The organism is Actinosynnema sp. NPDC023587 (genome assembly GCF_040640215.1).
Classification (GTDB): Bacteria; Actinomycetota; Actinomycetes; order Mycobacteriales; family Pseudonocardiaceae; genus Actinosynnema.
Genome location: NZ_JBFABG010000001.1, coordinates 60,190 through 85,277, shown reverse-complemented (window position 1 = coordinate 85,277; position 25,088 = coordinate 60,190). Strand labels below are relative to the sequence as shown.

Sequence of the window (25,088 nt, the reverse complement as noted above, 5' to 3'; positions counted from 1 at the left end):
CCACCTTCCGCTTGGTCGGGGCCGCGAGGGTGGTCGCGGCGTGGTTCGAGTGCGGCGGACCGCTGGTGGCGGTCGCCACGGGGTTCATCGCGCCGGCTTGCGCATCGCCAGGACGGCGGGGGTGGTGGTCTCCTCGGCGAGGATCAGGTCCACCTCCGCGCGCCGGGGGGACAGCGAGCACACCGGGTCGGTGTTCGCGGCGTCGCCGGTCAACTGGAACGCCTGGCACCGGCACCCGCCGAAGTCGATCTCCTTGCGCGCGCACGAGCGGCACGGCTCGCGCATCCAGTCGAACCCCCGGAACGCGGTGAACGAGCCCGACCGGTGCCAGATCTCGCCCAACGGCCGGTCCCGCACGTTCTCCACGCCCAGGTCGTCGATCACGCCCGCCGCCGGGCAGGGCAGCACGTCCCCGTCCGGCGCGACCGTGAGCTGCCGCGCGCCCCACCCGTACATGCACGGCTTGGGGTGCGCCTCGTGGTAGTCCGCGATCACGTAGACGATCTCCATCCGCGACCGCCCGCGCGCCTCGGCGACGACCGCGCCCGCCTCGGCCAACTGCTCGCGGGTGGGCAGCAGGGCGGCCCGGTTGCGCAGCGCCCAGCCGTAGTACTGCGTGTTGGCCAGCTCCAGCCGGTCCGCGCCCATCCGCTCGGCCAGGTCGATGATCGCGGCCACGTGGTCGAGGTTCCGGCGGTGCAGCACGACGTTGACGGTGAGCGGCAACCCCGCCTCGCCGATCAGCCGCGCGGCGGTGAGCTTGTGGTCGAACGCCTTCACGCCGGCGATCAGGTCGGCGCTCGCGCGGACCGCGTCCTGCACCGACAACTGGACGTGGTCGACGCCCCGGGCGTGCAGGTCGGCCAACCGCGCGGCGGTCAGGCCCAGCCCGCTGGTCACCAGGTTCACGTACCCGCCGAGCCCGGCGGCGTGGCCGACCAGGTCGGGGAGGTCTTTGCGCGCCAGCGGTTCCCCGCCGGACAGGTGGAACTGGAGCACGCCCAGCGCGCGCGCCTGGTCGAACACCGAGCGCCACTCGTCGGTGGTCAGCTCGGCCGTCCGGCGGACCAGCTCCAGCGGGTTCGAGCAGTACCCGCACTGGAGCGGGCAGCGGTGGGTGAGTTCGGCGAGCAGGCCGAACGGGGCCTCAGCCATCGGTGTCCACCACCCGGCGCGCGACCAGCCGGGCCACCAGTTCGGCGACGTCCTCCGGCCGCACCCCGTCGAAGTCCTCGGCCAGCCGCGCCGCGATGCCGGTGATCGTGGTGCGCCCGTCGCACAGCCCGACCACCGCCGCGGCGGTGTCGTTGAGCACCAGGACTCCCTCGGGGAACAGCACGACGTGGCTCTCCCGGGTCTGGTCGTAGGAGGTCTTCACGCCCTTGCCGAGCCGTGGTGTCGCATCGAGATCGGTCATGATCGTCCCGTTGTCCGGTTGCCGGCTCCGCCGACCTCGTGGTGGTTGTCGGCCCCGCCGGCCTCGTGGTGGTTGCCGGCCCCGCCGGCCGCGTAGTAGTCGACCGCGTCGAGGATCGCCCGCAGCACGTCGCACTTGAACGCCAGCGCGGCCACCGCCGCGTCCTGCTGCTCCCGGGTGGCGCAGTGGCGCACCACGAGGTCCAATGTGGACTTCCCCTCGCCCTCGACCACCTCCAGCCGCGTGGTGAAGTAGGTGAAGCCCTCGTCCGCTATCCAGGGGTACCGCTCCCGCATGTCGGCCAGCCGGCGGGACATCAGCCCGCGCGAGAACATCTCGGTCAGTCCGGACGCGACCGCCTCCACCCAGGGCCTGGTGCGGGCGAAGGTCACGTAGGCGTCCACGGCGAACCTCGTGCCGGGCACCACGTGCCGCTCGTCGAGCACTTCCTCGCGGGTCAGGCCGAGCGCTTCGGCCAGCCGGAGCCAGTTCTCCGCGCCGCCCTCGCCCGCGCGCTCGCCGTCGTGCCAGACGATGCGCTCCCGCCACCGCCGGCGGACGTCCGGGTCCGGGCAGTTGGCCAGGATGGCGGCGTCCTTGCGGGGGATGCACCGCTGGTAGTACCAGCGGTTCGCGGCCCACAGCCGGAGTTCGTCCTCGGACAGCTCGCCCGCGTGCAGCCGGAGGTGGAACGGGTGGTCGTCCCAGTAGCGGGACGAGAGCGCCCGCAGCCGGGCGGTGAACTCCTCCTCGGTCACCAGCTCGGACATCCGCCCGCCTCCAGGGTCTCCGGTCTGCTTCCGCGTTCCCGAGCGCTCTGCTCCGCCGTGGCCGCACCGCGCTCCCGTCGCACGGCTCGTCGTGCGGAGCGTCGCGCGGTGGGGGGTGCCGACGCCGTGGCCCCGCCCGCGAGAGCGCGGCCGGAGCCACGACGGAGGGCGTGCCCGCTCAGCCGCGTGCGGCGTACGCGGTGACTTCCATCGGCGTGTCGATGTCCCGGAAGTCCGGCTTGACCCAGGTGCGCTTCGGCTCGGGCGTCTTCTCGGCTGGCATTGCGCGACTCCTCGGATCGGTGTGTCTCCGTGGGTCGACGGCGGAGTACCCACGGTAGAGCGTTCGTGGGCGACCGCGCTAGATCGTGAAAAAGGCTGCCCGACCGGGGTGGTGGTCTGTACCCCTGACGCCTGTTGCCGGATGGGTGCGGGCGTGGTTGAGTCGTGGTGACCGCCGTTCCGCCGCCGTGACAGAGCGGACATGGAGGCAGCACATGCGTGCTCGTCCAGGCGTGGTCCTGGCCCTGGTTCTGGTGACACTGGGCGCGACCGTGGTCGCCCCCGCCCAGGCCGACCCGGCGCAACTCGCGGTGCGCACGCTCGCCACCGGGCAGGACGTGCCGTGGGACATCGGTTTCCTGCCCGACGGCAGCGGCATCTACACCGAACGCGACACCAAGAAGATCAAGAAGATCACCGGTTCGACGGTGACCACCCTGCACACCGTGGACGAAGCCGTGCCCGGCGGGGAAGGCGGGCTGCTGGGCATCGCGGTGTCGCCGAGCTTCGCCGACGACAACACCGTGTACGTCTACTACACGGCCGCTACCGACAACCGGGTCTCCCGCCTGAGGATCGGCGGCGGGGCACCGGAACCCATCGTGACCGGCATCCCGAAGAACCGGTTCCACAACGGGGGCGGCCTGGAGTTCGGCCCGGACGGTCTCCTGTGGGCGACCACGGGCGACGCGGGCAACAGCGCCGACGCGCAGAACACGTCCTCGCTCGCGGGCAAGGTCCTGCGCTTCACCACGACCGGCGCGCCCGCGCCGGGCAACCCGTTCACCAGCCGGGTGTACTCCTACGGCCACCGCAACCCGCAGGGCATCACGTGGGCCGGTGGCCGCGCGTACGCCACGGAGTTCGGCAACAACCGGACGGACGAGCTGAACTGGATCCAGTCCGGCAAGAACTACGGCTGGCCGACGTGCGAAGGCCCGTGCAACGACACCAGGTTCGTGAACCCGGTGAAGTCGTGGCCGACCAGTTCGGCCGGTCCCACCGGCATCGCCCACTACAAGAACGCGCTGTACGTCGCGTGCGTGACGGGGCGGCGGGTCTGGAAGATCCCGGTGACCGGGACCGGACTGGGCACGCCGCAGTCGGTGTTCACCGGTTACGGCCGGGTCCGGGCGGCGGGCGCGGCCCCGGACGGGACGCTGTGGCTGGGCACCTCGAACCAGGACGGCCGGGGCACCCCGGCCGCCACCGACGACCGGCTGCTGAGCACGGACGGCTGAGCTCGGGCGGTTGTCCCGCACCGGGTGCGCGCGGCCGTGGTCGCGGACACCCGGTGCGGGCCGCTCAGTTGAGGGCGGCGGGCATCCGGCGGAACTGCTCCAGCACCACCGGGTCCTGCAACTGCATCCACTGGACGACCTCGGTGTAGGTGGCGCACACGGTGTCCTCGCGCGCGCACACCTCCTCCATGAACCGCTCCATCGCCTCGGTGAAGGCACCCCCGGCCCACTCGTTGAAGTGGTTGCCCACCACCAGGGGAGCGCGGTTGCCGTTGAACACGGCCTGGTACACCGACCGGTAGGTGTCCAGCACGATCCGCGCGTACTCGCCGGGCGGCCCGGGGTCGTCCTTCGCGCCGTTCAAGGCGTACCAGAGGTTGTAGTCCATCATCACGACCCGCCGGCCCAGCGCGGGCACCCGGACCTCGGGCAGCGGGAACTCCCACAGACCGCCCTGCACGGTCGGCCACGTCACGCCGAGGCTCACGTGGCTGGTGTCGTAGGCCAGGCCGTGGCCCCGCATGGCCGGGAACGCCTGCCCCCAGTCGCCCTCCAGGCACGGCGTCCGCCCGCCGCGCACGGTGGCCGGGTCGAGCGCGAACCCCTGTTCGCGGGCCCTCGCCACGATCTCGAAGAACTGGTCCAGCTCCCGGTCCCACTCGGCGGTGGTCCACCGGCCCACGCCCGGCGCGTCGGCCTCGCAGAAGTGGCCGTTGTAGTGGGTGCCGAGCTCGTGCCCGGCGGCCAGCGCGTCGTTGAGGTACGCGATCCGGTTCGCCACGTCCTGGCGGGTGCCGCCGAACCGGATCGACGACTGCCCGGTCGGGTGGCCGGGGCCGGTGTAGGTCGCCCGGTCCGCGTCGGGCACGAGGTACACCCCGGACAGCAGGCCGGTGACGTGCGCGCCGGTCCGCCGCGCGATCGGCAGCACCCGGTCCCAGTGGCTCTTGGACGCGGCCCCGTCGAACGAGAACAGCACGAACTGCGGCGGCTTCTCGCCGGGCCGCATCCGCTTCATCCACGCCGGCGCGGCGGCCGGCGGCGGCAGCGCGGGCGTGGGCGCGTTCGCGCTGGACGGGACGCGGGGCGCGACGGGCAGCGGCGAGGCGAGCTCGCCGACCTCCTCGCCGGGGCGGGACTCCCGCGCGCCCAGCACGGCCAGCACGACCAGGACGAGGGCCATCGCGATACCGGTGGTGATCAAACGCCTGCGCTTCACACACGCAAGACGACTCGGCGTGTCCGCTGGTTGCCTCCGCGCGACCGGGTGCCCGACCGGACCGGTCGCCCCTACGCGACCGGCGTGGCGACGACGACCCGGTTCTCCTCGTAGCCCGCCCCGCCGCCGACCCACCGGCCGCCGCAGGTCACCAGCACCAGGCGGTGCTCCCCGCGCGGCCCGAACAGCTCGACGGCGCGCTGGGGGAGTTCTTCCTTCCGCACCGTGACGACCTGGCTCACCCGGAACCGGAACGCCTTGCCGGCGGTGTCGACCACCGTCACGTCCTGGCCGGCGGCCGACCGCCACAGCTCGTCGAACGGGCCGGTCAGGCCCTTCCAGTTCACGTGCCCGGCGAGCACCGTCGCACCCTCGGCCGCGCCGAGGTCCACGCCCCACCAGGTGGCCTCGCCGACGCCCTCCGGGACGGGCAGCGTGCCGTCCGCCGTGACCTCCTCGCGCACCAGGGTGGCCAGGCCGCCCTCGGGCAGCTTGACCGTGCCGGGGGCCTGCGCGGCCGGCGGCGGTGGCGGTGGCGGCGGTGGGGGTGGGGGTGGGGGTGGGGGTTCGGCGGACGGCGTGGTCGGGTCCGCCGGCGGGATGCCGCCGGCGGGCATCCCGGCCAGGTCCGCGCCGCGCCCGGTCTTCATGCTGTCGCCGAGCGGGAACGGCACCACGGCGTCACCCGGCCGGGGAGCTCCCCGGACCACCTCGGCGGCGGGGGAGAAGACCAGCGCGGCGGCGGCGAGGAGCCCCGCCACCACCACGCCGGTCGTGATCGACCTCGGATCCGCTCTGATCACGGCCGCACCGCCCCGTTCACCGAGGGGTGTCGGGTGGTCAGGCACGGGCGGTCCGGCGGCGGACGAAGAACCCGACCAGGGCCGTGCCCAGCAGCACCAGGCCGCCGAACGCGATCATGCCGCCGGTGTCCGGCTCCGTGGTGAAGGCCGCCGTGGCGACCACGCCGGTGCCGTCGGCACCGGCCGGGATCGTGATCGGCACGATCGGCTTGTTGGGCTTGTTCGCGATCGCCAGGGCAAGCGTCTGCGCGGGCTCGACCCGGCCGCACGCCTTCGGCGGTGCCTTCGGGTCGAAGTACTCCTCGTAGCCCTTCGGCGCGGCGACCTCGACGACGCAGATCTCCTGCGGCGTCCGCAGGTCCGGCACGGCGACCGTGCCGTCCTCGCCGGTCTGGAGCACGATCGGCTTGCCGTCCGGGCCGGTCAGCGGCGCGTCGTCCTGCTTGAGCGCGGGTTGCACCCCGTCCGGCCCGGTGACCCGCAGCGCCACGCCGGAGATCGGCTTGCCGGTCTCCGCGTCGGTCTTGCCGACCTTCACCGCGCCGGGCTGGGTCCGGGCGGTGCCGGACGCCTCCGCCGCGAGCTTCTTCTCACCACCGGTGGTGACGATCCGCTGCATGTCGGAGTTGGCCGGGACGTGCACCACGGGCTTGTCGGCCGGGCTGTCCAGGCGGACCTTGACCGTCGGCCGCACACCGGTCGGGACGACCTTCACCGACAGCGCCGCGCCGTCGGCGGGCGTGCGCAGCTCGACGGTCGTCCTGCCGTCCTCCAGGGTGGCCTGGTCGAGTTCGACGGTCACCGGGACGTCGGCGACCAGCTTGCCGTCGGCCTTCGCGATGTCCACCGACCAGTCGCCCGGGGAGCCGATGAGCTGCTCCTTCTCCGGTGCGGTCACCTTCACCGCCCACGGACCGCGATTGGCCTCGGCGTCGGCGCGCAGACCGGTCACCGCGTCCCGGGCGGACGGCGGCAGGGCGTCGAAGTGGAACTGCTCGTTGTAGGCGATGTGGCGGAAGTCGTTGTCCGGGTCGAGCGAGATGCTGCCGTGCGGGAACGCCGTCCACGAGTGCAGGAGGTGCGCCAGGGCGGCGGCCTCGTCGGCGGACGGGTCGGTCGTGTAGCGGAGCAGCAGGTAGGAGATGTTCGCGGCGACGTCCGGGGCGAGCGCCTCGCCCGCCTTGGTGCGGAGTTCGTCGCCGGGCTGGTACTGCTCCGAGCTGTCCGGCGCGAGCAACGAGTACTCCACGCACCAGACGTGCTTGTCCTGCCAGATGTAGGACCCGATCCAGTCGGTGGTGCCGGACTTGTCCCGGTACCCCTGGGCGGGTGTGGTGTAGCCGATGCCCTCCTTGGCCTGGGCATCGGACATCGCGGGAACGGCGAGCAGGGCTGCACCGGCGGCGAGCACCGCGCCGGCGAGTCGTCTCCACCCCATAGTTGTGAACCTGACCCCTCGGGCATGTTCGGACGAGCTGCCGGGAAGACAGCCTTACGGGTCGGCTCCCCCGCCGACAAGCCACCAGCGGAGTGGGGTTTCCGACTACGCTCCGCAGCGCGGGGTGTGGATTCGAGATCGACAGCCCGAGTAAAGTCAGTTTTACCCGACGGGAACCGATCGACTCTTGTGGTCGTTGAACCCCGTGACGGCGTCAGAACGCCACAGGAGGACGAGGTGCGTACCACCAGCAACCCCGCGTTCCGCAACCTGCCGACCAGCGGCGGTTCCGGGAGCTACGCGGGCTTCGGCCAGCCGTACGAGGCCCAGCAGTACGGCGGTCACCAAGGCGCGCCGCCGACCACCGGCGAGCGCCCCATCACCATCGACGACGTGGTCACCAAGACCGCGATCACCCTGGCCACGACCCTGGCCACCGGTTTCATCTCGGCGTGGCTGGTGCTGTCCGGCCAGGCCAAGCCGCTCACGCTGATGCTCCCCGGCCTGATCATCGGCCTGGTCGTCTCGCTGGTCATCATCTTCAAGCGCACCCCGAGCGCGCCGCTGGTGCTGATCTACGCGGCGGCCGAGGGCGTGTTCCTCGGCGCGATCACCGGTGTGTTCGAGGGCATGTTCAAGGGCATCGCCTGGCAGGCCATCCTGGGCACGTTCGGCGTGTTCATCGCCATGCTGATCGTCTACAAGACGGGTGCGATCCGCGTCACGCCCCGGCTGACGAAGTGGATCATCGGCGCGACCGTCGGTGCCGCCGTCCTGATGCTCGGCAACCTGGTGCTCGGCTTGTTCGGCGTGAACGTGGGCCTGCGCGACGGCGGGACGCTCGCCATCGTGTTCAGCCTGGTGGTGATCGGTATCGCGGCGTTCAACTTCCTGCTGGACTTCGAAGCGGCGAACGAGATGATCCGGTCGGGCGTGCCGGCGAAGTGGGCCTGGTGGGCCGCGTTCGGCCTCATGACCACGCTGGTGTGGCTGTACTTGGAGATCCTGCGCCTGCTGTCGTACTTGCAGCGCGACTGACCTTCGGGTGTGACCTGCTCCGCGCGGGTCTGAACGGAGGGCGTCCGGCCTCGCGGTCGGACGCCCTCCGTTCTGCTGTCCCCCGGAAGTGGTCGGGCGAGGCCACCGGCCAATTCGTCACGCTCTGTGACCGTGGAGCCGGGCCGGCCGGTGCGGTGGGAGCGGGCCGGCCGGGGGCAGGAGCCGCCGACAGACGGGCAGGAGCCGGGCCGGCCGGCGGGGCCGGGAACCGGGTCGGTGAATGCGCTGGAGCCGGTGGGCGGAGTGGGCGCGAGCCGCGCGCCGAAGAATGTCGGTGGGGCCTGGGATAGTGGTGTCGGGGGCCGGAGGCCGCGTCTTTGGCGACTGGGAGCGGCCTGAACTGCGGGTTCTCGGGAATTGCCGCCTTTGTGCGGCGTCGAGGAGAAAGCTGGAGGAGTCCGCGCCGGACAGGCGTGCCGCCAAGGAGGACACGACGCCGTTGAGCGGGGTGCGTGCGCTTCGCTCGGTCAATCACCCCACATGCTGTCCGTTGTCGTGGGCAGGTCCGAGCCGACTTTGATCAGGCACGGCACGCATAACGAGCCGTTCGGCTCTCGAAGCAAGTGTTCCGGTGGTACCGAATGGGTGCAGACGGCCTCGAAGTAGGCCGCTGACGGTTGGGTTGCTGGGAACGCGTGGCACAGCGAGTCGTACCCGCTGTGCCACCACACGTACGGCATCTGGTGTCGACCTCCCCCGGCTCACAGGTAGGGACGTCGGCTCCGGCCGGCTGTGACGCGTGTCAGCTCAACCGTTCGACGATCATCGCCATGCCCTGCCCGCCGCCGACGCACATGGTCTCCAGGCCGAACTGCTTGTCGTGGAACCGGAGGGAGTTGATCAGGGTCGTGGTGATCCTCGCGCCGGTCATGCCGAACGGGTGGCCGACGGCGATCGCGCCGCCGTTCACGTTCAGCCGGTCCAGGTCGACGCCCAGGTCGCGGTAGGACGGGATGACCTGGGCGGCGAACGCCTCGTTGATCTCGACCAGGTCGATGTCGCCGATCGTCAGGCCCGCGAGGGCCAGGGCGCGCCTCGACGCCTCGACCGGGCCCAGGCCCATGATCTCCGGCGAGAGGGCCGAGACGCCCGTCGACACGATCCGGGCCAGGGGGGTGATGCCGAGCTGCTCGGCCTTCGTGTCGCTCATGATCACCAGGGCCGCCGCGCCGTCGTTCAGCGCGCAGCAGTTGCCGGCGGTGACCCGGCCGTCGGGCCGGAAGACCGGCTTGAGGCCGGACACGCCTTCGTAGGTCACGCCGGGGCGCGGGCCGTCGTCGGCCGAGACGACGGTGCCGTCCGGGAGGGTCACGGGGGTGATCTCGCGGGCCCAGAAGCCGTTGGCGACGGCCTTCTCCGCGAGGTTCTGCGACCGGACGCCGAAGTGGTCCATCTCCTCGCGGGTCACGCCCTTGGCCAGGGCCAGGTTCTCCGCCGTCTGCCCCATGGCGATGTAGACGTCGGGGACGGTGCCCGCCGCGCGCGGGTCGACCCACTCCGACGCGCCCTGCTCGGCGGTGCGCGCGGAGCGGGCGCGGGCGTCGGCGAAGGCCGGGTTCCGGGTATCGGGCCAGCCGTCCGAGCTGCCCCGCGCGAAGCTCGACACGGTCTCGACGCCGGCGCTGACGAACACCTCGCCCTCGCCCGCCCTGATCGCGTGCAGCGCCATCCGCGTGGTCTGCACGCTGGACGCGCAGTACCTCGTCACGGTGGTGCCGGGCAGGGCGTCGTACCCGGCCAGCACGGACACCACGCGGCCCATGTTGAAGCCCTGCTCACCGCCGGGCAGGCCGCAGCCCAGCATCAGGTCGTCGATGTCGGCCGGGTCGAGCTGCGGCACTCCGGCCAGCGCCGCCCTGAGCACCTGCACGGTCAGGTCGTCCGCCCGGACGTCCTTGAGCGAGCCCTTGCCCGCGCGTCCGATGGGTGACCTTGCTGCGGAGACGATGACGGCCTCAGGCATGCGGAACTCCTTCGTTTCGCCGCGACGGTGGTCCGAGCCTAGTTAACGCCTGTTCAGCCCGGCCACCACCCGGGACGCGCGGCCGGCGCGGTCGCCGCTCCCCGGGCGGCACCGGCCGGGGCCGGACCAGCGCCGTCGCCGATTCCGGGACCGGTGTGCGGGCGGTCACGTCGAGCCGGTCGACGAGGATCGGCAGCCCGTCCGCGCCGCCGCCACCCCGGGCCGGAACACCGTCGCGGCCACTCCTCCGCACGGACGCGCGGAACACCGCCGTCCGCGCTTCGCGCCTGTCACGCGCTACAACAAGTACTCTCGGCGGGTCATCTCGCACGGTGGGAAGGGACCTTCGGTGGAGTACGTCGAGAGCGTCGTGGACCTGGTCGGCAACACGCCGCTGGTGAAGCTGAACACCGTGGCCGAGGGGCTCCGGCCGCTCGTCCTGGCCAAGGTCGAGTACCTCAACCCCGGTGGCAGCGTGAAGGACCGCATCGCGCTGCGCATGGTCGAGGCCGCCGAGCGGTCCGGCGAGCTCAAGCCGGGCGGCACGATCGTCGAGCCCACCTCGGGCAACACCGGCGTCGGGCTGGCGCTGGTGGCCCAGCGCAAGGGCTACAAGTGCGTGTTCGTCTGCCCGGACAAGGTCAGCCTGGACAAGCGCAACGTGCTCAAGGCCTACGGTGCCGAGGTGGTCGTGTGCCCGACGGCCGTCGCGCCCGAGCACCCCGACTCCTACTACAACGTGTCCGACCGGCTGGTCGCCGAGATCCCCGGCGCGTGGAAGCCCAACCAGTACGCCAACCCGGAGAACCCGGCCAGCCACTACCACGGCACCGGGCCCGAGCTGTGGCGGCAGACGGACGGGAAGATCACGCACTTCGTGGCGGGGGTCGGCACCGGCGGCACGATCTCGGGCACCGGGCGGTACCTCAAGGAGGTGTCCTCGGGCGCGGTCCAGGTGATCGGCGCGGACCCGGAGGGCTCCGTCTACTCCGGCGGTTCCGGGCGGCCCTACCTGGTGGAGGGCGTCGGCGAGGACTTCTGGCCCGCCGCCTACGACCAGACCGTCTGCGACGAGATCGTGCCGGTGTCGGACAAGGACTCCTTCGACCTCACCCGCCGGCTCGCCCGCGAAGAGGGCCTGCTGGTCGGCGGCTCGTGCGGGATGGCGGTCGCGGCGGCGCTGCGGGTCGCGGAGCGGTGCGGGCCGGACGACGTCGTCGTGGTGCTGCTGCCGGACGGCGGCCGGGGCTACCTGTCGAGCGTCTTCAACGACAAGTGGATGGCCCAGTACGGCTTCCTGTCGCCGGACACCTCCGGTGCGACGGTCGGCGACGTGCTGCGCCGCAAGGACGGCGTGATGCCGGACCTGGTGCACGGGCACCCGAACGAGACGGTGGCCGAGGCGGTGGCGATCATGCGCGAGTACGGCGTGTCCCAGATGCCCGTGGTCAACGCCGAACCGCCGGTGATGGTCGCCGAGATCGCCGGCGCGGTCAACGAGCGGGACCTGCTCGACGCCCTGTTCACCGGCAAGGCCCAGCTCACCGACCGGCTGGAGGCGCACATGTCGTTCAAGCTCCCCACGATCGGCTCCGGCGAGTCGATCAGCGCCGCGATGCAGGCGCTGTCCTCGGCGGACGGGGCCCTGGTGCTGGACGACGGCAAGCCGGCGGGCGTGGTCACCCGGCAGGACGTCCTGGGTTTCCTCGCGGGGCGCTGATCACGTCACATTGCCCGGTTGCCCGTGGCCGACGTGGTCTTGTCCGCTAGCGTTGGCCTCCGACTCATACGCCTACGGCCCACGCCAAGGGGGTTGGAAACTCCGATGACCGCTCCGCAGCCGCCCGAGAACCAGCAATTCGGCGGCCAATACCAGCAGGAGCAGGGGCAGGGTGCCCAGCCCCCGAACGCCGACGCGACCCAGGTCGTGGCGAGCGGTGGCTCGACCCCCGCGTTCCCGCCCCCGGAGGCGACCCAGGTCGTGCCCTCCGCCGGTCAGCCGCAGGGCGGCAACCCGGACGCGACGCAGGTCGTGTCGCCGGGTGCCGGCCAGCAGCCGTACGGCCAGCAGCCGCCGCCGTCCGCCTCGGGCGGGTTCCCGGCGCAGCCGCCGGCCTCCGGCGGTTTCCCGGCGCAGCAGCCACCCGCGTACGGCCAGCCGGCCCAGTACGGGCAGCCCCAGCAGCCGCCGGCCTACGGCGCGCCGCAGGCCAACCCGTACGCCCAGCAGCAGCCGAACCCGTACGGCCAGCAGCAGCCGCAGGCCAACCCGTACGGGCAGCCGCAGGCCGGTTACGGCCAGCCGGCACCGCAGCAGCAGGCGTGGGGTGCGCAGCCCGGCTACGGCCAGCCCGCGTTCGCCCCGCCCGCCGGCGGGTACGCGGAGTGGGGCACCCGCGCGATGGGCGCGCTGATCGACTACGTCGCGCCCGGCGTGATCGTGGCCATCCTGGTGATCGTGGGCACGGTCGCGGGCGACCCGACGATCGCGCTGCTGCTCAGCGGCGTGGGCTACCTCGGGCTCCTGGGCTGGATGATCTACAACTCGTGGTACCTCGCGGGCACGACGGGCCAGTCGTACGGCAAGAAGATCGCGAAGATCAAGCTGATCAAGGAGGAGACCGGGCAGCCGATCGGCTTCGGCAACGCCTTCGTCCGGCACCTCTGCCACGCCGTGGACTCGCTGCCCTGCTACGCGGGCTGGTTCGCGCCGCTGTGGGAGGTCAAGAAGCAGACCTGGGCGGACAAGATCCTCGGCACGGTCGTGGTCAACGCGCAGGACACCGGGGTGCCCGGCGGCGGCCTGCCCGGTGGCTACCCCGGCCAGCAGGCGAACCCTTACGGCCAGCCGCCGCAGGGCTACGGCCAGCCGCAGGCCAACCCCTACGGCCAGCCGCAGCAGCAGAACCCGTACGGACAGCAGCCGCCCCAGCAGTGGTGACGACGCGCTCCCGGTCCGGACACCGGCCGGTCGAGACCCCCCGGGGTCCGGCCGGCCGGTGCTGTTTCGTGCGTTGCCGACCTCGCGACGCCGGCGGCGGCGAGCGCCGGGGCTGACCTAGGCTGGTTCCATGACGGACACGGGCCACCACGGTTTCGCGACCAGGGCCATCCACGCCGGACAGGACCCGGACCCCACGACGGGCTCGGTCATCGTCCCGATCCACGCCACCTCCACCTACGCCCAGGACGGCGTCGGCGGGCTGCGCGGGGGCTTCGAGTACTCGCGCACGGGCAACCCCACCCGCACCGCGCTGGAGGAGTGCCTGGCCGCGCTCGAAGGCGGTCGGCACGCCCGCGCGTTCGCCTCCGGCATGGGCGCGACCGACGCCGCGCTGCGCGCGATGTGCCGTCCCGGCGACCACGTGGTCATCCCGAACGACGCCTACGGCGGTACGTTCCGCCTGATCGACAAGGTGTTCGGCCTCTGGGGCGTGGAGCACACGCCGGTCGCGCTGTCCGACGTGGACGCGGTGCGCGCGGCGATCCGCCCGAACACCAAGGTCGTCTGGATCGAGACGCCGACCAACCCGCTACTCAACATCGCCGACATCGCCCTGCTCGCGCAGGTGGCGCACTCGGCGGGTGCGCGGCTGGTGGTGGACAACACCTTCGCCTCGCCGTACCTCCAGAGCCCGCTCGCGCTGGGCGCGGACGTGGTGCTGCACTCGACCACCAAGTACGTGGGCGGCCACTCCGACGTCATCGGCGGCGCGCTCGTCACCTCGGACGACGAGCTGGACGCCGCCTTCGGGTTCCTCCAGAACGGCGCGGGCGCGGTGCCCGGCCCGTTCGACGCGTGGCTGACCCTGCGCGGCATCAAGACCCTCGAACTGCGCATGGAGAAGCACTCGGACAACGCCGAGCTGGTCGCCGAGGCGCTCCAGCGGCACCCCGGGGTGAAGTCGGTGTTCTACCCCGGCCTGCCCGAGCACCCCGGGCACGAGGTCGCGGCCAAGCAGATGCGCCGGTTCGGCGGCATGATCTCGTTCACCGTGCACGGCGGCGAGGAAGCGGCCCTGCGGGTCTGCTCGCGCACCCGACTGTTCATGCTCGCGGAGTCGCTGGGCGGGGTCGAGTCGCTGATCGAGCACCCCGGGAAGATGACCCACGCCAGCACCGCGGGCTCGCTGCTCCAGGTGCCGGACGACCTGATCCGGATCTCGGTGGGCATCGAGACCGGTGACGACCTGGTGCACGACCTGGTGCAGGCCCTGGCCTGAGCGGGGGCCGCGCCTCCCGCCGGGCCGACGCGGTCCGGCGGGTGGGCGTGCTCAGCGGCCGAAGCGGGCCGCCGAGCGTTCCCTGGCCTTGGCGGCCTCGACCTCGCGGTCGCGCGGCGGGGCCTTGGTGACCAGCGCTTCCAGCAGGGTCCTGGTCGCTTCGACGACCGCCTCGACGGCGGTGTCGAACGCTTCCTGGTTGGCCGCGGACGGGTGGGTGGACCCGCTCACCTTGCGCACGTACTGGACCGCCGCCGCCTGGATCTCGTCCTCGGAGGCGGCCGGTTCGAAGTTGTGGAGCACCCGGATGTTTCGGCACATGGCTCCACTATCGCCCATGCGGGCGGGGAGCGGGTGCGTCACCGGTCAGGGCTGGACGGCGTAGGGGACGGTGTCCAGCTTCGGCACGGCAGGCAGGTCCGCGCCGTCCACGCAGCCGCCGACGAGTTCGACCACCCCGTCGCGCACCACGTACCGGCCCGTGTCGGCGCAGTCCGCGTGCGCCACCGTGAAGAAGGCCGCACCGGTCAGCGCCACGGCCGTGGCCACCGCTCCGACGAGCGGGAACACCGTGGTGAACCGTCGCGCGAGCGCCATGCCACCTCCCGGGTGAGTGCTGTGGGACGCCTCCCGCACCGAGCGTACCGGTACGGGGGGTCCGGGTGACCCGCATCGCCGAAAGGCCGGCCCGGGGTGCCCGGACCGGCCTCGGTGACGCCGGAGGTCAGAGGTTGCCCCGACGCTCCTGCTCGCGCTCGATCGCCTCGAACAGGGCCTTGAAGTTGCCCTTGCCGAAGCCGAGCGACCCGTGCCGCTCGATGAGCTCGTAGAAGACGGTCGGCCGGTCGCCGATCGGCTTGGTGAAGATCTGGAGCAGGTACCCGTCCTCGTCGCGGTCGACCAGGATCTTGTGCTGCTTGAGCACCTCGATCGGCACGCGCACCTCGCCGATGCGGGCCCGGAGCTCGGGGTCGTCGTAGTAGGAGTCCGGGGTCTCCAGGAACTCGACGCCGGCCGCGCGCATGGCGGTCAGCGTGGCGACGATGTCGTTGGTGGCGAGCGCGATGTGCTGCACGCCCGCGCCCTCGTAGAACTCCAGGTACTCGTCGATCTGCGACTTGCGCTTGGCCACCGCGGGCTCGTTGAGCGGGAACTTGACCCGGTGGTTGCCGTTGGACACCACCTTGCTCATCAGCGCCGAGTAGTCGGTGGCGATGTCGTCGCCGATGAACTCCGCCATGTTCACGAAGCCCATGACCCGGTTGTACCACTCGACCCAGTAGTCCATCCGGCCGATCTCGACGTTGCCCACGCAGTGGTCCACCGCCTGGAACAGCCGCTTCGGCGCGCCCTCGGGTCGGACGACGGTGCTCTCCCTGGCCTCGTAGCCGGGGAGGTAGGGGCCCTGGTAGCGGGACCGGTCGATCAGCGTGTGGCGGGTCTCGCCGTAGGTCGCGATCGCGGCCCGGCGCACGAGGCCGTGCTCGTCCTCGACGTCGTGGGGCTCTTCGAGCACGGTCGCGCCCTGGGCGCGCGCGTGCTCGACGCACTTGTCGACGTCGGCGACCTCCAGTGCGAGGTCCACCACGCCGTCGCCGTGCTTGCGGTGGTGCTCGATCAGCGGGCTGTCCGGCTGGACGCCGCCGTTGATCACGAACCGCGCCGACCCGGACTTGAGCACGAAGGACTTGTGGTCCCGCTGCCCGGTCTCCGGCCCGGAGTACGCGACGAGCTGCATCCCGAAGGCGACCTGGTAGAACCACGCGGTCTGGGTCGCGTTGCCGACCACGAAGACCACGGCGTCCATGGAGCGGACGGGGAACGGGTCCCGCGTTCCGTCGTAGTCGACCAGACCCACGAGTTGGCGGAGCTGGTCGTAGCTCACGTCGTCAAGCTGCTGCGTCATGGCTCACAGCATGTGTCGAGTGGGCAGGATGAGCAACAGTCTCGTTTTCGGCTGGTCAAGTTGTACAGTGATCTATGGCTCTTGAAGGACAAGCTGAACACTCTGACCAGGTCTTGGACGAGTTGGACGCGAGACTGCTCCTGCTGCTCACCGACGAACCCCGGCTCGGGGTGCTGGAGTGCTCCCGCCGGCTGGGCGTGGCGCGGGGGACCGTGCAGGCGCGGCTGGACCGGTTGGTGGCCCGGGGGGTGCTGACCGGTTTCCCGCCCGCGCTCGACCTGGCCGCGATGGGGTACGGGCTGACCGCGTTCGCCGTGCTGGAGATCGCGCAGGGGCGGCGGCAGGAGGTGTCCGACGGGCTCGCGGCGATCAACGAGGTCTGCGAGGTGCACGCGACCACCGGGCAGGGGGACCTGTTCGTCCGGGTCGTGGCGCGGTCGAACGCCGACCTCCAGCAGGTGATCGACTCGATCGTGGACGTGCCCGGCGTGCAGCGGCTGTCCACGTCCATCGCGCTGTCCACCCCGGTACCGCCGCGCGTCCGGCCGCTGCTGGAGCGCATCGGCTGACGTCGGGGCGGGCGGGTGAGGGGGTCGTCACAGCGGAGGGGCGGCCACCGCGTGTCGGTGGCCGCCCCTCGCCGTGTCGGTGGGCTAGCCCGCGTAGGGCACGGCCTTGATGAGCGTCACCTTCTGCACGCTGCCGTTGGGCAGTTCGTACTGGCGGGTCTCGCCGTCCTTCGCGCCGTTGAGGGCCTTGCCCAGCGGGGACGAGGGGGAGTAGACCTCCAGAGCGCCGTGCGCGCCCTCTTCCCGGGTCGCGAGGAGGAATTCCTCGGTCTCGTCGTCACCTTCGTAACGGACCGTGAGCACCATGCCGGGGGCGGCCACACCGGCGACGGTGGGCGCCTCGCCGACCTTGGCGACCCGCAGCAGCTCCTGGAGCTGGCGGATCCGGCCCTCCTGCTTGCCCTGCTCCTCGCGGGCCGCGTGGTAGCCGCCGTTCTCCCGGAGGTCGCCCTCTTCGCGGCGCGCGTTGATCTCCGCAGCAATGACCGGGCGATTCTCGATCATCTCGTCCAGCTCTCCCTTGAGCCGGTCGTAGGCCTCCTGGGTCAGCCAGGTCACCTCAGTGTCGCTCACGGTCACCAACTCCTCGTCTTGCTCCAGGCCCACGCGGTGGGCTGGTAGTTCCCGGACGCACGCACCCGGAACGGAAAAACACGGCCCGCGCCGGGGCCGTGCTGAAAGGCCAGAGTAACACGTCTACAACGGTCGGCTACGGCGTTTTGTTCCCGAACGGGACCACAAACCCGCAGATCACCCGCTTGGCCGCTACCTCGTGGACAGGTAAGCCGGGACCTGGTAGGAGCATCCGAACACCTCTCCGGTGGTCGGTTCTTTCGACGTCCGCACAACCGTCGTCGCATAAGCGGTGGCGGCACCCGGGGGAACGAGGACTTCGCGCCGGCCGGACTCGTCCCCGTCATTCGAGCGCGCCCGCACGATGCACACGACAGCCTGTTCGGGTGTTTCGCGGACGACTTCGAAGGTGACCTCCACCGACTGCCCGTCGAGAACCTCGAACGCGGTCTGCTTGGCCTCGACCGGTTTCGTGCCCAGGTTGCGGAAGCCGACCCACGCGACGACCGCCCCGACCACCACCGCGACTACCGGCAGTGACCACCGGGCCCAGGTGGGCAGCCGACGTCGCGGCGTGCCGTACCGACCCTCGGGCAGTGCCACTTGCCAACGCCTTCCTGCCCGTGGGGAACAATGGCCATCGAAAACCACGTTGAGTGTCGCAGGGGCCGTGGGGGCTCTGTTCGGCAGGGGCCAAGGAGGACCACCACCGTCATGGTTGAGAAGCTGCGCCTGATGGCGGTTCACGCGCACCCCGACGACGAGTCGAGCAAGGGTGCCGCGACGATGGCGCGCTACGTGGCCGACGGCCACGAGGTGATGGTCGTGACCTGCACCGGGGGTGAAGCGGGCAGCGTGCTGAACCCCGCGATGGACCGCCCCGAGGTGCTGGCGAACATGACCGAGATCCGGCGCGGGGAGATGGCGCGCGCCGCCGAGATCCTGGGGGTGCGCCACCGGTGGCTGGGCTTCGTCGACTCGGGCCTGCCCGAGGGCGACCCGCTGCCGCCGCTGCCCGAGGGCTGCTTCGCGCTCGTGCCGCTGGAGGAGTCGGTCCCCCCGCTGGTCGAGGTGATCCGCGAGTTCCGGCCGCACGTGGTCGTGACCTACGACGAGAACGGCGGCTACCCGCACCCGGACCACATCCGGTGCCACGAGGTCTCCGTCGCGGCGTTCGACGCGGCCGGCGACCCGGAGCGGTACCCGGAGGCCGGCGAGCCGTGGCAGCCGCTGAAGCTGTACTACTCGCACGGGTTCTCCCGCGCGAAGCTGATGGCGTTCCACGAGGCGCTGACGGCGGCCGGCGAGGAGTCGCCGTACGCGGAGTGGCTGGCCGGCTGGGACGCCGACAAGCCGGACGTGATCGACCGCGTCACCACCCGGGTGGAGTGCGCCGACTACTTCCCGCAGCGTGACGAGGCCCTCAAGGCCCACGCCACGCAGATCGACCCGACGAGCCGGTGGTTCGCCGTGTCGCTGGAGATGCAGCGCGCCGTGTGGCCGACCGAGGAGTACGAGCTGGCGCGGTCGCTGGTCGACAGCACGTTGCCCGAAGACGACCTGTTCGCGGGCGTGAGGGAGAAGGTGACGGCGTGAACCCGGTCCCCTGGGACCAGACGACGGCGATGGTGCTGGTGCAGCCCTCGACCACCAAGGACCCCGGCGGGCAGCAGGAGGACTTCGGCAAGTCCTCCCCGCTCGGCCTGGTGATGCTGGTGCTGTTCTTCATCGCGGTGTTCTTCCTGGTCAAGTCCATGAACAAGCACCTGCGCAAGCTCCCGGCCTCCTTCGACCCACCGGAGGAGGTCGCCGCGACGCGCGGGGACAAGCCCGCCGACGGGTCGGCGGACAAGCCCGCCGGGTAGCGGTCAGCGCTCGTACCAGGCGCGGCGGGCGGCCACCGAGACGATCTCGCGCTCCGGGTAGCGCAGCGCGGTGAGCCGGCCGCCGAACGCGCAACCGGTGTCCAGGCAGAGGGTCCCGTTCACCCAGCGGGGCTCCTCCACCGGCGTGTGTCCGTAGAGGACGGTCGCCGCGCCCCGGTACTCCTCGGCCCACGGGTGGCGGACCGGGAAACCGCGCTCGTCCAGCTCGCCGGTGCTCACGCCCCACAGCGCCAGGCTGCGCGAGCGCGGTGACTCCACGCCGTGGTAGCGCTCGGGCAGGCCGGCGTGCGCGATGACGAGCCGGCCGCCGTCCAGGACGTGGTGCGGCACCAGCGCGTCGCAGAACTCCAGCACGTCCCGGCGGAACTCCGGCGTCTCGGCCGCCAACTGCGCCAGCGACCGCTCCAGCCCGTGGGTGGCCCGCACGTCCCGGCCCTGGAGCGCGCGGACCAGCTTGTCCTCGTGGTTGCCGCGCACCGCGTGCGCCGTGCCGTCCCGCACCATGCCCATCACCAGCCGCAGCACGCCGGGCGTGTCCGGGCCCCGGTCGACCAGGTCGCCGAGGAACAGCGCGGTCCGGCCGTCCGGGTGGTGCGCGCCGTCCGCCCCGACCCGGTAGCCGAGCTCGCGCAGCAGGTGGACCAGTTCGGTGTGGCAGCCGTGCACGTCGCCGATCGCGTCGAACGGCCCGCCCAGGTGGCGCAGGTCATAGGACGGGGACCCCTCCCGCCGGTGTTCGTCCTGCTCGGGTCCATCCTGCTCGGGTTCGTCCTGCCGGGACCGGCCGGGTCGGGACCGTTCGGGTCGGGGTCGATCCGGCAGGGGGACGGCGATCTCCATGTCCCCAGTCTGGTCGAACGGTCCGCGTTCCGGGCGGGAATTAGTGTGGGGGCATGACGAACCGGCTCGCCTCCGCGACCAGCCCGTACCTGCTCCAGCACGCCGACAACCCGGTGCACTGGCACCCGTGGGGGCCGGAGGCGTTCGCCGAGGCGCGGGAGCGGGGCGTGCCGGTGCTGCTGTCGGTCGGGTACGCGGCCTGCCACTGGTGCCACGTCATGGCGCACGAGTCGTTCGAGGACCAGGCGACCGCCGACTACCTCAACGAGCACTTCGTGAGCGTCAAGGTGGACCGCGAGGAGCGGCCGGACGTGGACGCGGTGTACATGGCGGTCACCCAGGCGCTGAGCGGGCACGGCGGGTGGCCGATGACGTGCTTCCTCACCCCGGCCGGAGAACCGTTCTACGCGGGCACCTACTACCCGCCCGCGCCCCGGCCGGGGTTGCCGTCGTTCCGGCAGGTGCTGGAGGCGATCACGCACGCGTGGCACGAGCAGGGCGAGGAGGTGCGCGAGTCGGCCGCGAGCATCGTGTCCCAGTTGGCGTTCAAGCCGCTGCCGCAGTCCACTGTGGACGAGGACGTGCTGGACGGCGCGGTGGTGTCGCTGCTGGGCCACTTCGACCGCGCGAACGGCGGGTTCGGCGGCGCACCGAAGTTCCCGCCGTCGATGGCGCTGGAGTTCCTGCTGCGCGACCACGAGCGCACCGGGTCGGTCGAGGCGCTGTCCATGGTGCGCGCCACCTGCGACGCGATGGCGTCCGGCGGGCTGTACGACCAGTTGGCCGGCGGTTTCGCGCGCTACAGCGTGGACGCCGGCTGGGTGGTGCCGCACTTCGAGAAGATGTTGTACGACAACGCCCTGCTGCTCCGGGTGTACACCCACCTGGGCCGCCGCGACCCGGCCGGGCGGTACCGGGCCGTGGTGCGCGAGACCGCCGAGTTCCTGGTGCGCTCGCTGGGCACGCCGGAAGGCGGTTTCGCCGCGTCGCTGGACGCCGACACCGACGGCGTCGAGGGCTCCACCTACGTGTGGACGCGGCAACAGCTCGTGGACGTGCTGGGTCCGGTGGAGGGCGCGCGGGCGGCCGTGCTGTACGGCGTGACGGAAGAGGGCACGTTCGAGCACGGCGCGTCGACGCTGCGGATGCTCGGCGACCCCGACCCGGAGCTCGCCGCCACGCTGCTGGCGGCGCGGGAGCTCCGGCCGCAGCCCGGACGGGACGACAAGGTCGTGACGGCGTGGAACGGGTTGGCGATCGCCGCCCTGGCCGAGGCCGGCGCGGTGTTCGGCGAGCCGCGCTGGGTCGCGGCGGCCGAGCGCGCGGCGGATTTGCTGCTCGACGTGCACCTGGTCGGCGGACGGCTGCTGCGGACCTCCCGCAACGGCGTGGCGGGCACCGCCGCCGGCGTGCTGGAGGACTACGGCTGCTTCGCCGACGGGCTGCTCGCCCTGCACCAGGCCACCGGCGCGGCGCGGTGGCTGACCGTCGCGTGTGGACTGCTGGACACCGCGCTGGCCCGGTTCGCGGGCGAGGAGCCCGGCGTGTACTACGACACCGCCGACGACGCGGAAGCGTTGGTGCAGCGGCCCTCCGACCCGTCGGACAACGCGAGTCCGTCCGGTGCGTCGGCCCTGGCGTCGGCGCTGCTCACCGCATCGGTGCTCGGCGCGCCCCGGCAGGCCGAGTACCGGGCCGCCGCCGAGGCGGCCGTGACCCGCGCCGGCCTGCTCGCCGCGCGCGAGCCCCGGTTCGCGGGCAACTGGCTCGCCGTCGCCGAGGCGCTGGCGCTGGGCCCGGTCCAGGTGGCCGTGGTCGGCGCGTCCCCGGAGCTGGTGTCGACGGCGTGGCGGGACGTGCACGGCGGCGGGGTCGTCGTGGCGGGCGAGCCCGACTCCGCTCCGCTGCTGGCAGACCGGCCGCTGGTCGGCGGTGCCCCGGCGGCGTACGTGTGCCGCGGGTACGTGTGCGACCGGCCCGTGACCGTGGCGGACGAGCTCTCGGCGGCACTTCACCGGTAGCGAACCACCGCCGCTCCCGGTTTTTACAGGCGTAGCGTCGACATCACTGTAATCGTGTAATCAAGGGGGTAGTGATGCGACGAGGATGGGGCGGGCGCGGCGGTCAGCAGGTGGACCAGCCGCACGCCGACGACGCGGCGGCCTGGTTCGCCGGCCGACTGCCCGACGGCTGGTTCACCGGGCACCCCGCGGTGACCGTCGACCGCGAGGAAATCCTGGTCGTCGGCGAACTCCAGCCCCTGGCGGGCGAGTTCACCGACGACGCGGCCCGCGCCGCCGCCGAAGCCGGGCGGATCAGCCGGTTCCGCGAGGAGACCCGCGAGGCGCGGATCGAGATCGCCCGCCAGGCCGAGCACCGCTACCGGCGCAAGGTGGCGTGGGGCGCGCGGCTGGGTGGCACCGAGGAGCTGTTCACCACCCTGTCCGTGCCGGTGATGACCCGGCTGCGGCAGCCCGAGCGCCAAGTGCTGGACACGTTGGTCGCGGCCGGCGTGGCCCGGTCCCGGTCGGAGGCGCTGGCGTGGGCCGTCCGGTTGGTGGGGGAGCACGCGGACACCTGGCTGGCCGAGCTCCGCGACGCCATGACCCGCGTGGACGACCTCCGCAACCAGGGGCCTGAGCTGGCCTGATGCCGGTCCCCCGGTCCCGCTGGTAACTTCGGGAACCGGGGGATCATGACCATCTCGTACGACATCACGTGGGACCTCGACCCGGCCGAGCCGGCCTTTCGCGGCCGGACAGCGGTGAGGTTCCGCGGCAAGCCGCCCCACGCGCAGTTGGCCGCGACCCGCCTGCGCCGCGCACAGCTCAACGGACGTGACGTGCCGTGGGACGGCGCGCGGATCGCGCTGGACGCGGACGGCGTGCTGGAGGTGGACGCCGACTTCGCGTACGCCGAGGACCGGGGCTTCCGCAAGGTGGTGGTCGACGGCGCGACGTACCAGTACACGTTGCAGTACCCCGACCTGGCGCAGTGGAGCTTCTGCGCCCTGGACCAGCGGGCGCGCAGCGAGATCACCCTGACCGTCCACGCGCCCGGACGGGTGCTCACCAGCAGCACCGACACCCCCATCGCCCCGTACGCCCTGACCGCCGCCGCCGGCCCGTGGGTCGAGATCGCCGAGCAGGTGCACGTGACGAGGGTGCGATCCGGGGAACGAGCGCGCGGCGAGGCGGTCTCCCGCCGAATCCGCGAGGCGATCGGGTTCTTCGAAAACCTGCTGGACGTGCCGTACCCGTACGGCAAGTGCGACGCGGTGTTCGTGCCCGACATCCCGCACCTGGCGTTCTCGTCGCCGGGGCTGATCATGTTCGACGACGCGGTGTTCGACGCCCTGGCCACCCTCGACCCGCTGTACACGACCACCGTGCTGAGCCACGAGGTGGCGCACGCCTGGTCGGGCAACCTGGTCGACGCCGAACCGTGGCTGGTGGAGGCGGTGGCCACCTACCTGAGCAGGCTCGCGGCCGAAGAGCTGCTGCCCGGCGCGGACCCGTGGCGGACCCCCGACAACGCACCCTGGCCGGACCGCCCGTACGCCCCACACCTGGCCCGCGTGCGGGCGATGGAGGACGCCCTGGGCCGCCCGGCGCTGTTACGGGCGCTGACGACGTACTTCAAGCGGTACGCGCACACCAACGCGGGGTGGGCGGAGTTCAAAGCCTGCCTGCGCGAGTGAGCCGACCGGGCCCGGTGCAGGGGACCGCAGGTCAGGAGCAGATCGCGAACTAGCTGGCGGCTGGTCCTGTCGGCCAGGCGGCGAAGCTGTCCCGGCAGCGAATCGCCGTGCCCAGCTCGGCCGAGCCCGCGGACTGGCGATCCCAGGGAGCCCGGACGCTGAGGATGCGCGGGCTCCGGCACCTCTGCGCGTCCAGTCAGTTGGCGGCGTGTTCGTCAAGGCGCTGTCGCCGGACTTCGGGCACCACGATTGAGGGCTTCACGCTCCGCACCTGCGCCCACCCGGAGATCGGGGGTGTCGAGCGGGTGAAAGCGCAGGTCAGGAGTAGATCGCGAACCAGATGGCGATGTTCTGATCCCAGGTCCGGAGGATCGTGCCTGGTGAAGATCGAAATGCCGCGTTAGCTGCGCAAACAGGTCTCAACACTTCTCACCCTGTCTCGCTGTCTTCCAACGTCTGACGGCCTGTAGACGGCCTGATCTCGAACCCCACACCGACCGGGCGTCACCCACGAAGCCGGGGTTGACGCCCGGTTGCCGTCGTACTCCTGGCCCTCGTCGCCGGGTGGCCTTCTCGTTGGCAAGGCGGCGAAGCCGTCGCGGCAGCCGATCGCCGTGCCCAGCCCTACCAAGCCCATGACCGCGCGATCGACCGGAGTCCGGACGCTGAGAGCAGCTCTCCGCTCTGGCTGCCTCAATGCCAGGCGCGCCGCCACCCGACCAGGTGCACCGACTCCGCGCACGGCCGCCGGGCGGAGCGAAGCGGGAGCCCGGCGTGCCGTGATGCGGGGAGTCGGTGCCAACGTGAGCCGGGCCTGGCCGCGCGCCGCCGCAGGCGGCGCGCCTTGATCCCCTAGAGCCAAGTTCGGCAAGCAGGAGCAGCCGAACGCCCTCGGTACGTCCCCACGTTTAGGCCCACAAACTCATGGTATGACCTGAGTTGACCTGGTCGGATGGTGTCGATCGACTGTTAATCGCCGGGTTGACATAGGCCGTACGAGTTGTCACGCTTGCCCGCGTGCAAGTCACTTGCTGGCGTGCACGGAGGGTCGAGTCGGTTGGCCTGACCGACCCGACCCTGCCGCCTTAAGGATCGCGAAGTAGCTTGATGACCACGTACGCGATCTGCACTGCAACAGCGAAGAGCCTGGCCCAAAACAGGACCAGGCTCTTCCTGTTCTCGGCCGCTGTTCGGCGCTT

The 25,088-nt window shown here is 71.9% G+C and carries 24 protein-coding genes and 1 pseudogene; 11 read left to right on the top strand and 14 right to left on the bottom strand.

Annotated features, from left to right (window positions below; genetic code table 11):
* Window positions 1-84 precede the first annotated feature (84 nt).
* The 4 genes from pqqE to pqqA all read right to left on the bottom strand — a co-directional run bounded on the left by pqqE (window position 85) and on the right by pqqA (window position 2,470).
* Window positions 85-1,155: a pyrroloquinoline quinone biosynthesis protein PqqE gene (gene pqqE, locus AB0G01_RS00415; RefSeq protein WP_360937743.1), complete on the bottom strand. Its 1,071-nt coding sequence runs from the start codon at window positions 1,153-1,155 to the stop codon at window positions 85-87.
* Window positions 1,148-1,417: a pyrroloquinoline quinone biosynthesis peptide chaperone PqqD gene (gene pqqD, locus AB0G01_RS00410; protein ID WP_360937740.1), complete on the bottom strand. Its 270-nt coding sequence runs from the start codon at window positions 1,415-1,417 to the stop codon at window positions 1,148-1,150. The genes pqqE and pqqD overlap by 8 nt, the downstream gene beginning before the upstream one ends.
* Entirely contained in the window at window positions 1,414-2,187 is a 774-nt protein-coding gene (pqqC, locus tag AB0G01_RS00405) for a pyrroloquinoline-quinone synthase PqqC (protein ID WP_360937737.1), read from the bottom strand. Before pqqC ends, pqqD begins: the two co-directional genes overlap by 4 nt.
* Before the next feature lie 178 nt (window positions 2,188-2,365).
* Entirely contained in the window at window positions 2,366-2,470 is a 105-nt protein-coding gene (gene pqqA / locus AB0G01_RS00400; protein WP_360937734.1) for a pyrroloquinoline quinone precursor peptide PqqA, read from the bottom strand.
* 214 nt (window positions 2,471-2,684) lie between these two features.
* On the opposite strand from pqqA, the gene AB0G01_RS00395 reads away from it, so the two are divergent.
* The gene (locus tag AB0G01_RS00395) at window positions 2,685-3,710 is read left to right on the top strand and encodes a PQQ-dependent sugar dehydrogenase (RefSeq protein WP_360937731.1); all 1,026 of its coding nucleotides are present in this window, start codon (window positions 2,685-2,687) and stop codon (window positions 3,708-3,710) included.
* Between the two features lie 64 nt (window positions 3,711-3,774).
* Here the strand turns inward: AB0G01_RS00395 and AB0G01_RS00390 are convergent, their stop codons facing one another.
* From AB0G01_RS00390 to AB0G01_RS00380, 3 genes are all read right to left on the bottom strand, one after another.
* Window positions 3,775-4,929 carry a polysaccharide deacetylase gene (locus AB0G01_RS00390; RefSeq protein ID WP_360937729.1) on the bottom strand — a complete coding sequence of 385 codons (1,155 nt, stop codon included), beginning with the start codon at window positions 4,927-4,929 and terminating at the stop codon, window positions 3,775-3,777.
* Between the two features lie 71 nt (window positions 4,930-5,000).
* Entirely contained in the window at window positions 5,001-5,732 is a 732-nt protein-coding gene (locus AB0G01_RS00385; RefSeq protein WP_360937727.1) for a class F sortase, read from the bottom strand.
* A 37-nt stretch (window positions 5,733-5,769) separates the two neighbouring features.
* The gene (locus tag AB0G01_RS00380) at window positions 5,770-7,170 is read right to left on the bottom strand and encodes a hypothetical protein (RefSeq protein ID WP_360937724.1); all 1,401 of its coding nucleotides are present in this window, start codon (window positions 7,168-7,170) and stop codon (window positions 5,770-5,772) included.
* Window positions 7,171-7,407: 237 nt separating this feature from the next.
* On the opposite strand from AB0G01_RS00380, the gene AB0G01_RS00375 reads away from it, so the two are divergent.
* Window positions 7,408-8,208, top strand: coding sequence for a Bax inhibitor-1/YccA family protein (locus tag AB0G01_RS00375; protein WP_360937721.1), 801 nt, complete (start codon window positions 7,408-7,410; stop codon window positions 8,206-8,208).
* A 763-nt stretch (window positions 8,209-8,971) separates the two neighbouring features.
* Here AB0G01_RS00375 and AB0G01_RS00370 read toward each other — a convergent pair.
* Window positions 8,972-10,192 carry an acetyl-CoA C-acetyltransferase gene (locus AB0G01_RS00370; RefSeq protein WP_360937718.1) on the bottom strand — a complete coding sequence of 407 codons (1,221 nt, stop codon included), beginning with the start codon at window positions 10,190-10,192 and terminating at the stop codon, window positions 8,972-8,974.
* A 349-nt stretch (window positions 10,193-10,541) separates the two neighbouring features.
* Between AB0G01_RS00370 and AB0G01_RS00365 the strand changes: the two genes are divergently transcribed.
* The 3 genes from AB0G01_RS00365 (at window position 10,542) to AB0G01_RS00355 (ending at window position 14,415) form a co-directional block, all read left to right on the top strand.
* Entirely contained in the window at window positions 10,542-11,912 is a 1,371-nt protein-coding gene (locus AB0G01_RS00365; RefSeq protein WP_360937715.1) for a cystathionine beta-synthase, read from the top strand.
* A gap of 105 nt (window positions 11,913-12,017) precedes the next feature.
* Entirely contained in the window at window positions 12,018-13,133 is a 1,116-nt protein-coding gene (locus AB0G01_RS00360; RefSeq protein ID WP_360937712.1) for an RDD family protein, read from the top strand.
* 130 nt (window positions 13,134-13,263) lie between these two features.
* Window positions 13,264-14,415: a cystathionine gamma-synthase gene (locus tag AB0G01_RS00355; RefSeq protein ID WP_360937709.1), complete on the top strand. Its 1,152-nt coding sequence runs from the start codon at window positions 13,264-13,266 to the stop codon at window positions 14,413-14,415.
* A gap of 51 nt (window positions 14,416-14,466) precedes the next feature.
* On the opposite strand, the gene AB0G01_RS00350 is transcribed toward AB0G01_RS00355, so the two are convergent.
* From AB0G01_RS00350 to hppD, 3 genes are all read right to left on the bottom strand, one after another.
* Window positions 14,467-14,736 carry a DUF2277 domain-containing protein gene (locus AB0G01_RS00350; protein WP_360937706.1) on the bottom strand — a complete coding sequence of 90 codons (270 nt, stop codon included), beginning with the start codon at window positions 14,734-14,736 and terminating at the stop codon, window positions 14,467-14,469.
* Window positions 14,737-14,781: 45 nt separating this feature from the next.
* Window positions 14,782-15,012, bottom strand: coding sequence for a hypothetical protein (locus AB0G01_RS00345; RefSeq protein ID WP_360937703.1), 231 nt, complete (start codon window positions 15,010-15,012; stop codon window positions 14,782-14,784).
* 127 nt (window positions 15,013-15,139) lie between these two features.
* Window positions 15,140-16,321: a 4-hydroxyphenylpyruvate dioxygenase gene (hppD, locus tag AB0G01_RS00340; protein ID WP_360937700.1), complete on the bottom strand. Its 1,182-nt coding sequence runs from the start codon at window positions 16,319-16,321 to the stop codon at window positions 15,140-15,142.
* Between the two features lie 74 nt (window positions 16,322-16,395).
* Here hppD and AB0G01_RS00335 point away from each other — a divergent pair, with 74 nt between their 5' ends.
* Window positions 16,396-16,890 carry an Lrp/AsnC family transcriptional regulator gene (locus AB0G01_RS00335; RefSeq protein WP_360937697.1) on the top strand — a complete coding sequence of 165 codons (495 nt, stop codon included), beginning with the start codon at window positions 16,396-16,398 and terminating at the stop codon, window positions 16,888-16,890.
* Window positions 16,891-16,974: 84 nt separating this feature from the next.
* Here AB0G01_RS00335 and greA read toward each other — a convergent pair whose 3' ends face one another.
* Both greA and AB0G01_RS00325 read right to left on the bottom strand, forming a co-directional pair.
* A complete protein-coding gene (greA, locus tag AB0G01_RS00330) occupies window positions 16,975-17,472 on the bottom strand; it encodes a transcription elongation factor GreA (RefSeq protein WP_360939814.1) in 498 nt (165 codons plus the stop codon).
* A 183-nt stretch (window positions 17,473-17,655) separates the two neighbouring features.
* Window positions 17,656-18,066 (bottom strand): DUF4307 domain-containing protein, encoded by a 411-nt coding sequence (locus tag AB0G01_RS00325; RefSeq protein ID WP_360937694.1) that lies wholly within the window; start codon window positions 18,064-18,066, stop codon window positions 17,656-17,658.
* A gap of 111 nt (window positions 18,067-18,177) precedes the next feature.
* Here AB0G01_RS00325 and mca point away from each other — a divergent pair, with 111 nt between their 5' ends.
* Window positions 18,178-19,059, top strand: coding sequence for a mycothiol conjugate amidase Mca (mca, locus tag AB0G01_RS00320; RefSeq protein WP_360937691.1), 882 nt, complete (start codon window positions 18,178-18,180; stop codon window positions 19,057-19,059).
* 29 nt (window positions 19,060-19,088) lie between these two features.
* The gene (locus AB0G01_RS00315; protein ID WP_360939812.1) at window positions 19,089-19,328 is read left to right on the top strand and encodes a hypothetical protein; all 240 of its coding nucleotides are present in this window, start codon (window positions 19,089-19,091) and stop codon (window positions 19,326-19,328) included.
* A gap of 9 nt (window positions 19,329-19,337) precedes the next feature.
* Here AB0G01_RS00315 and AB0G01_RS00310 read toward each other — a convergent pair.
* Window positions 19,338-20,057, bottom strand: a pseudogene (locus AB0G01_RS00310) (metallophosphoesterase); the annotation flags it as partial.
* A 185-nt stretch (window positions 20,058-20,242) separates the two neighbouring features.
* Between AB0G01_RS00310 and AB0G01_RS00305 the strand changes: the two are divergent.
* From AB0G01_RS00305 to AB0G01_RS00295, 3 genes are all read left to right on the top strand, one after another.
* Window positions 20,243-22,210, top strand: a complete 1,968-nt coding sequence (locus AB0G01_RS00305; protein WP_360937688.1) for a thioredoxin domain-containing protein — start codon at window positions 20,243-20,245, stop codon at window positions 22,208-22,210.
* A gap of 74 nt (window positions 22,211-22,284) precedes the next feature.
* Entirely contained in the window at window positions 22,285-22,839 is a 555-nt protein-coding gene (locus AB0G01_RS00300) for a hypothetical protein (RefSeq protein ID WP_360937685.1), read from the top strand.
* 45 nt (window positions 22,840-22,884) lie between these two features.
* Entirely contained in the window at window positions 22,885-23,889 is a 1,005-nt protein-coding gene (locus AB0G01_RS00295) for a M1 family aminopeptidase (RefSeq protein WP_360937682.1), read from the top strand.
* Window positions 23,890-25,088 lie beyond the last annotated feature (1,199 nt).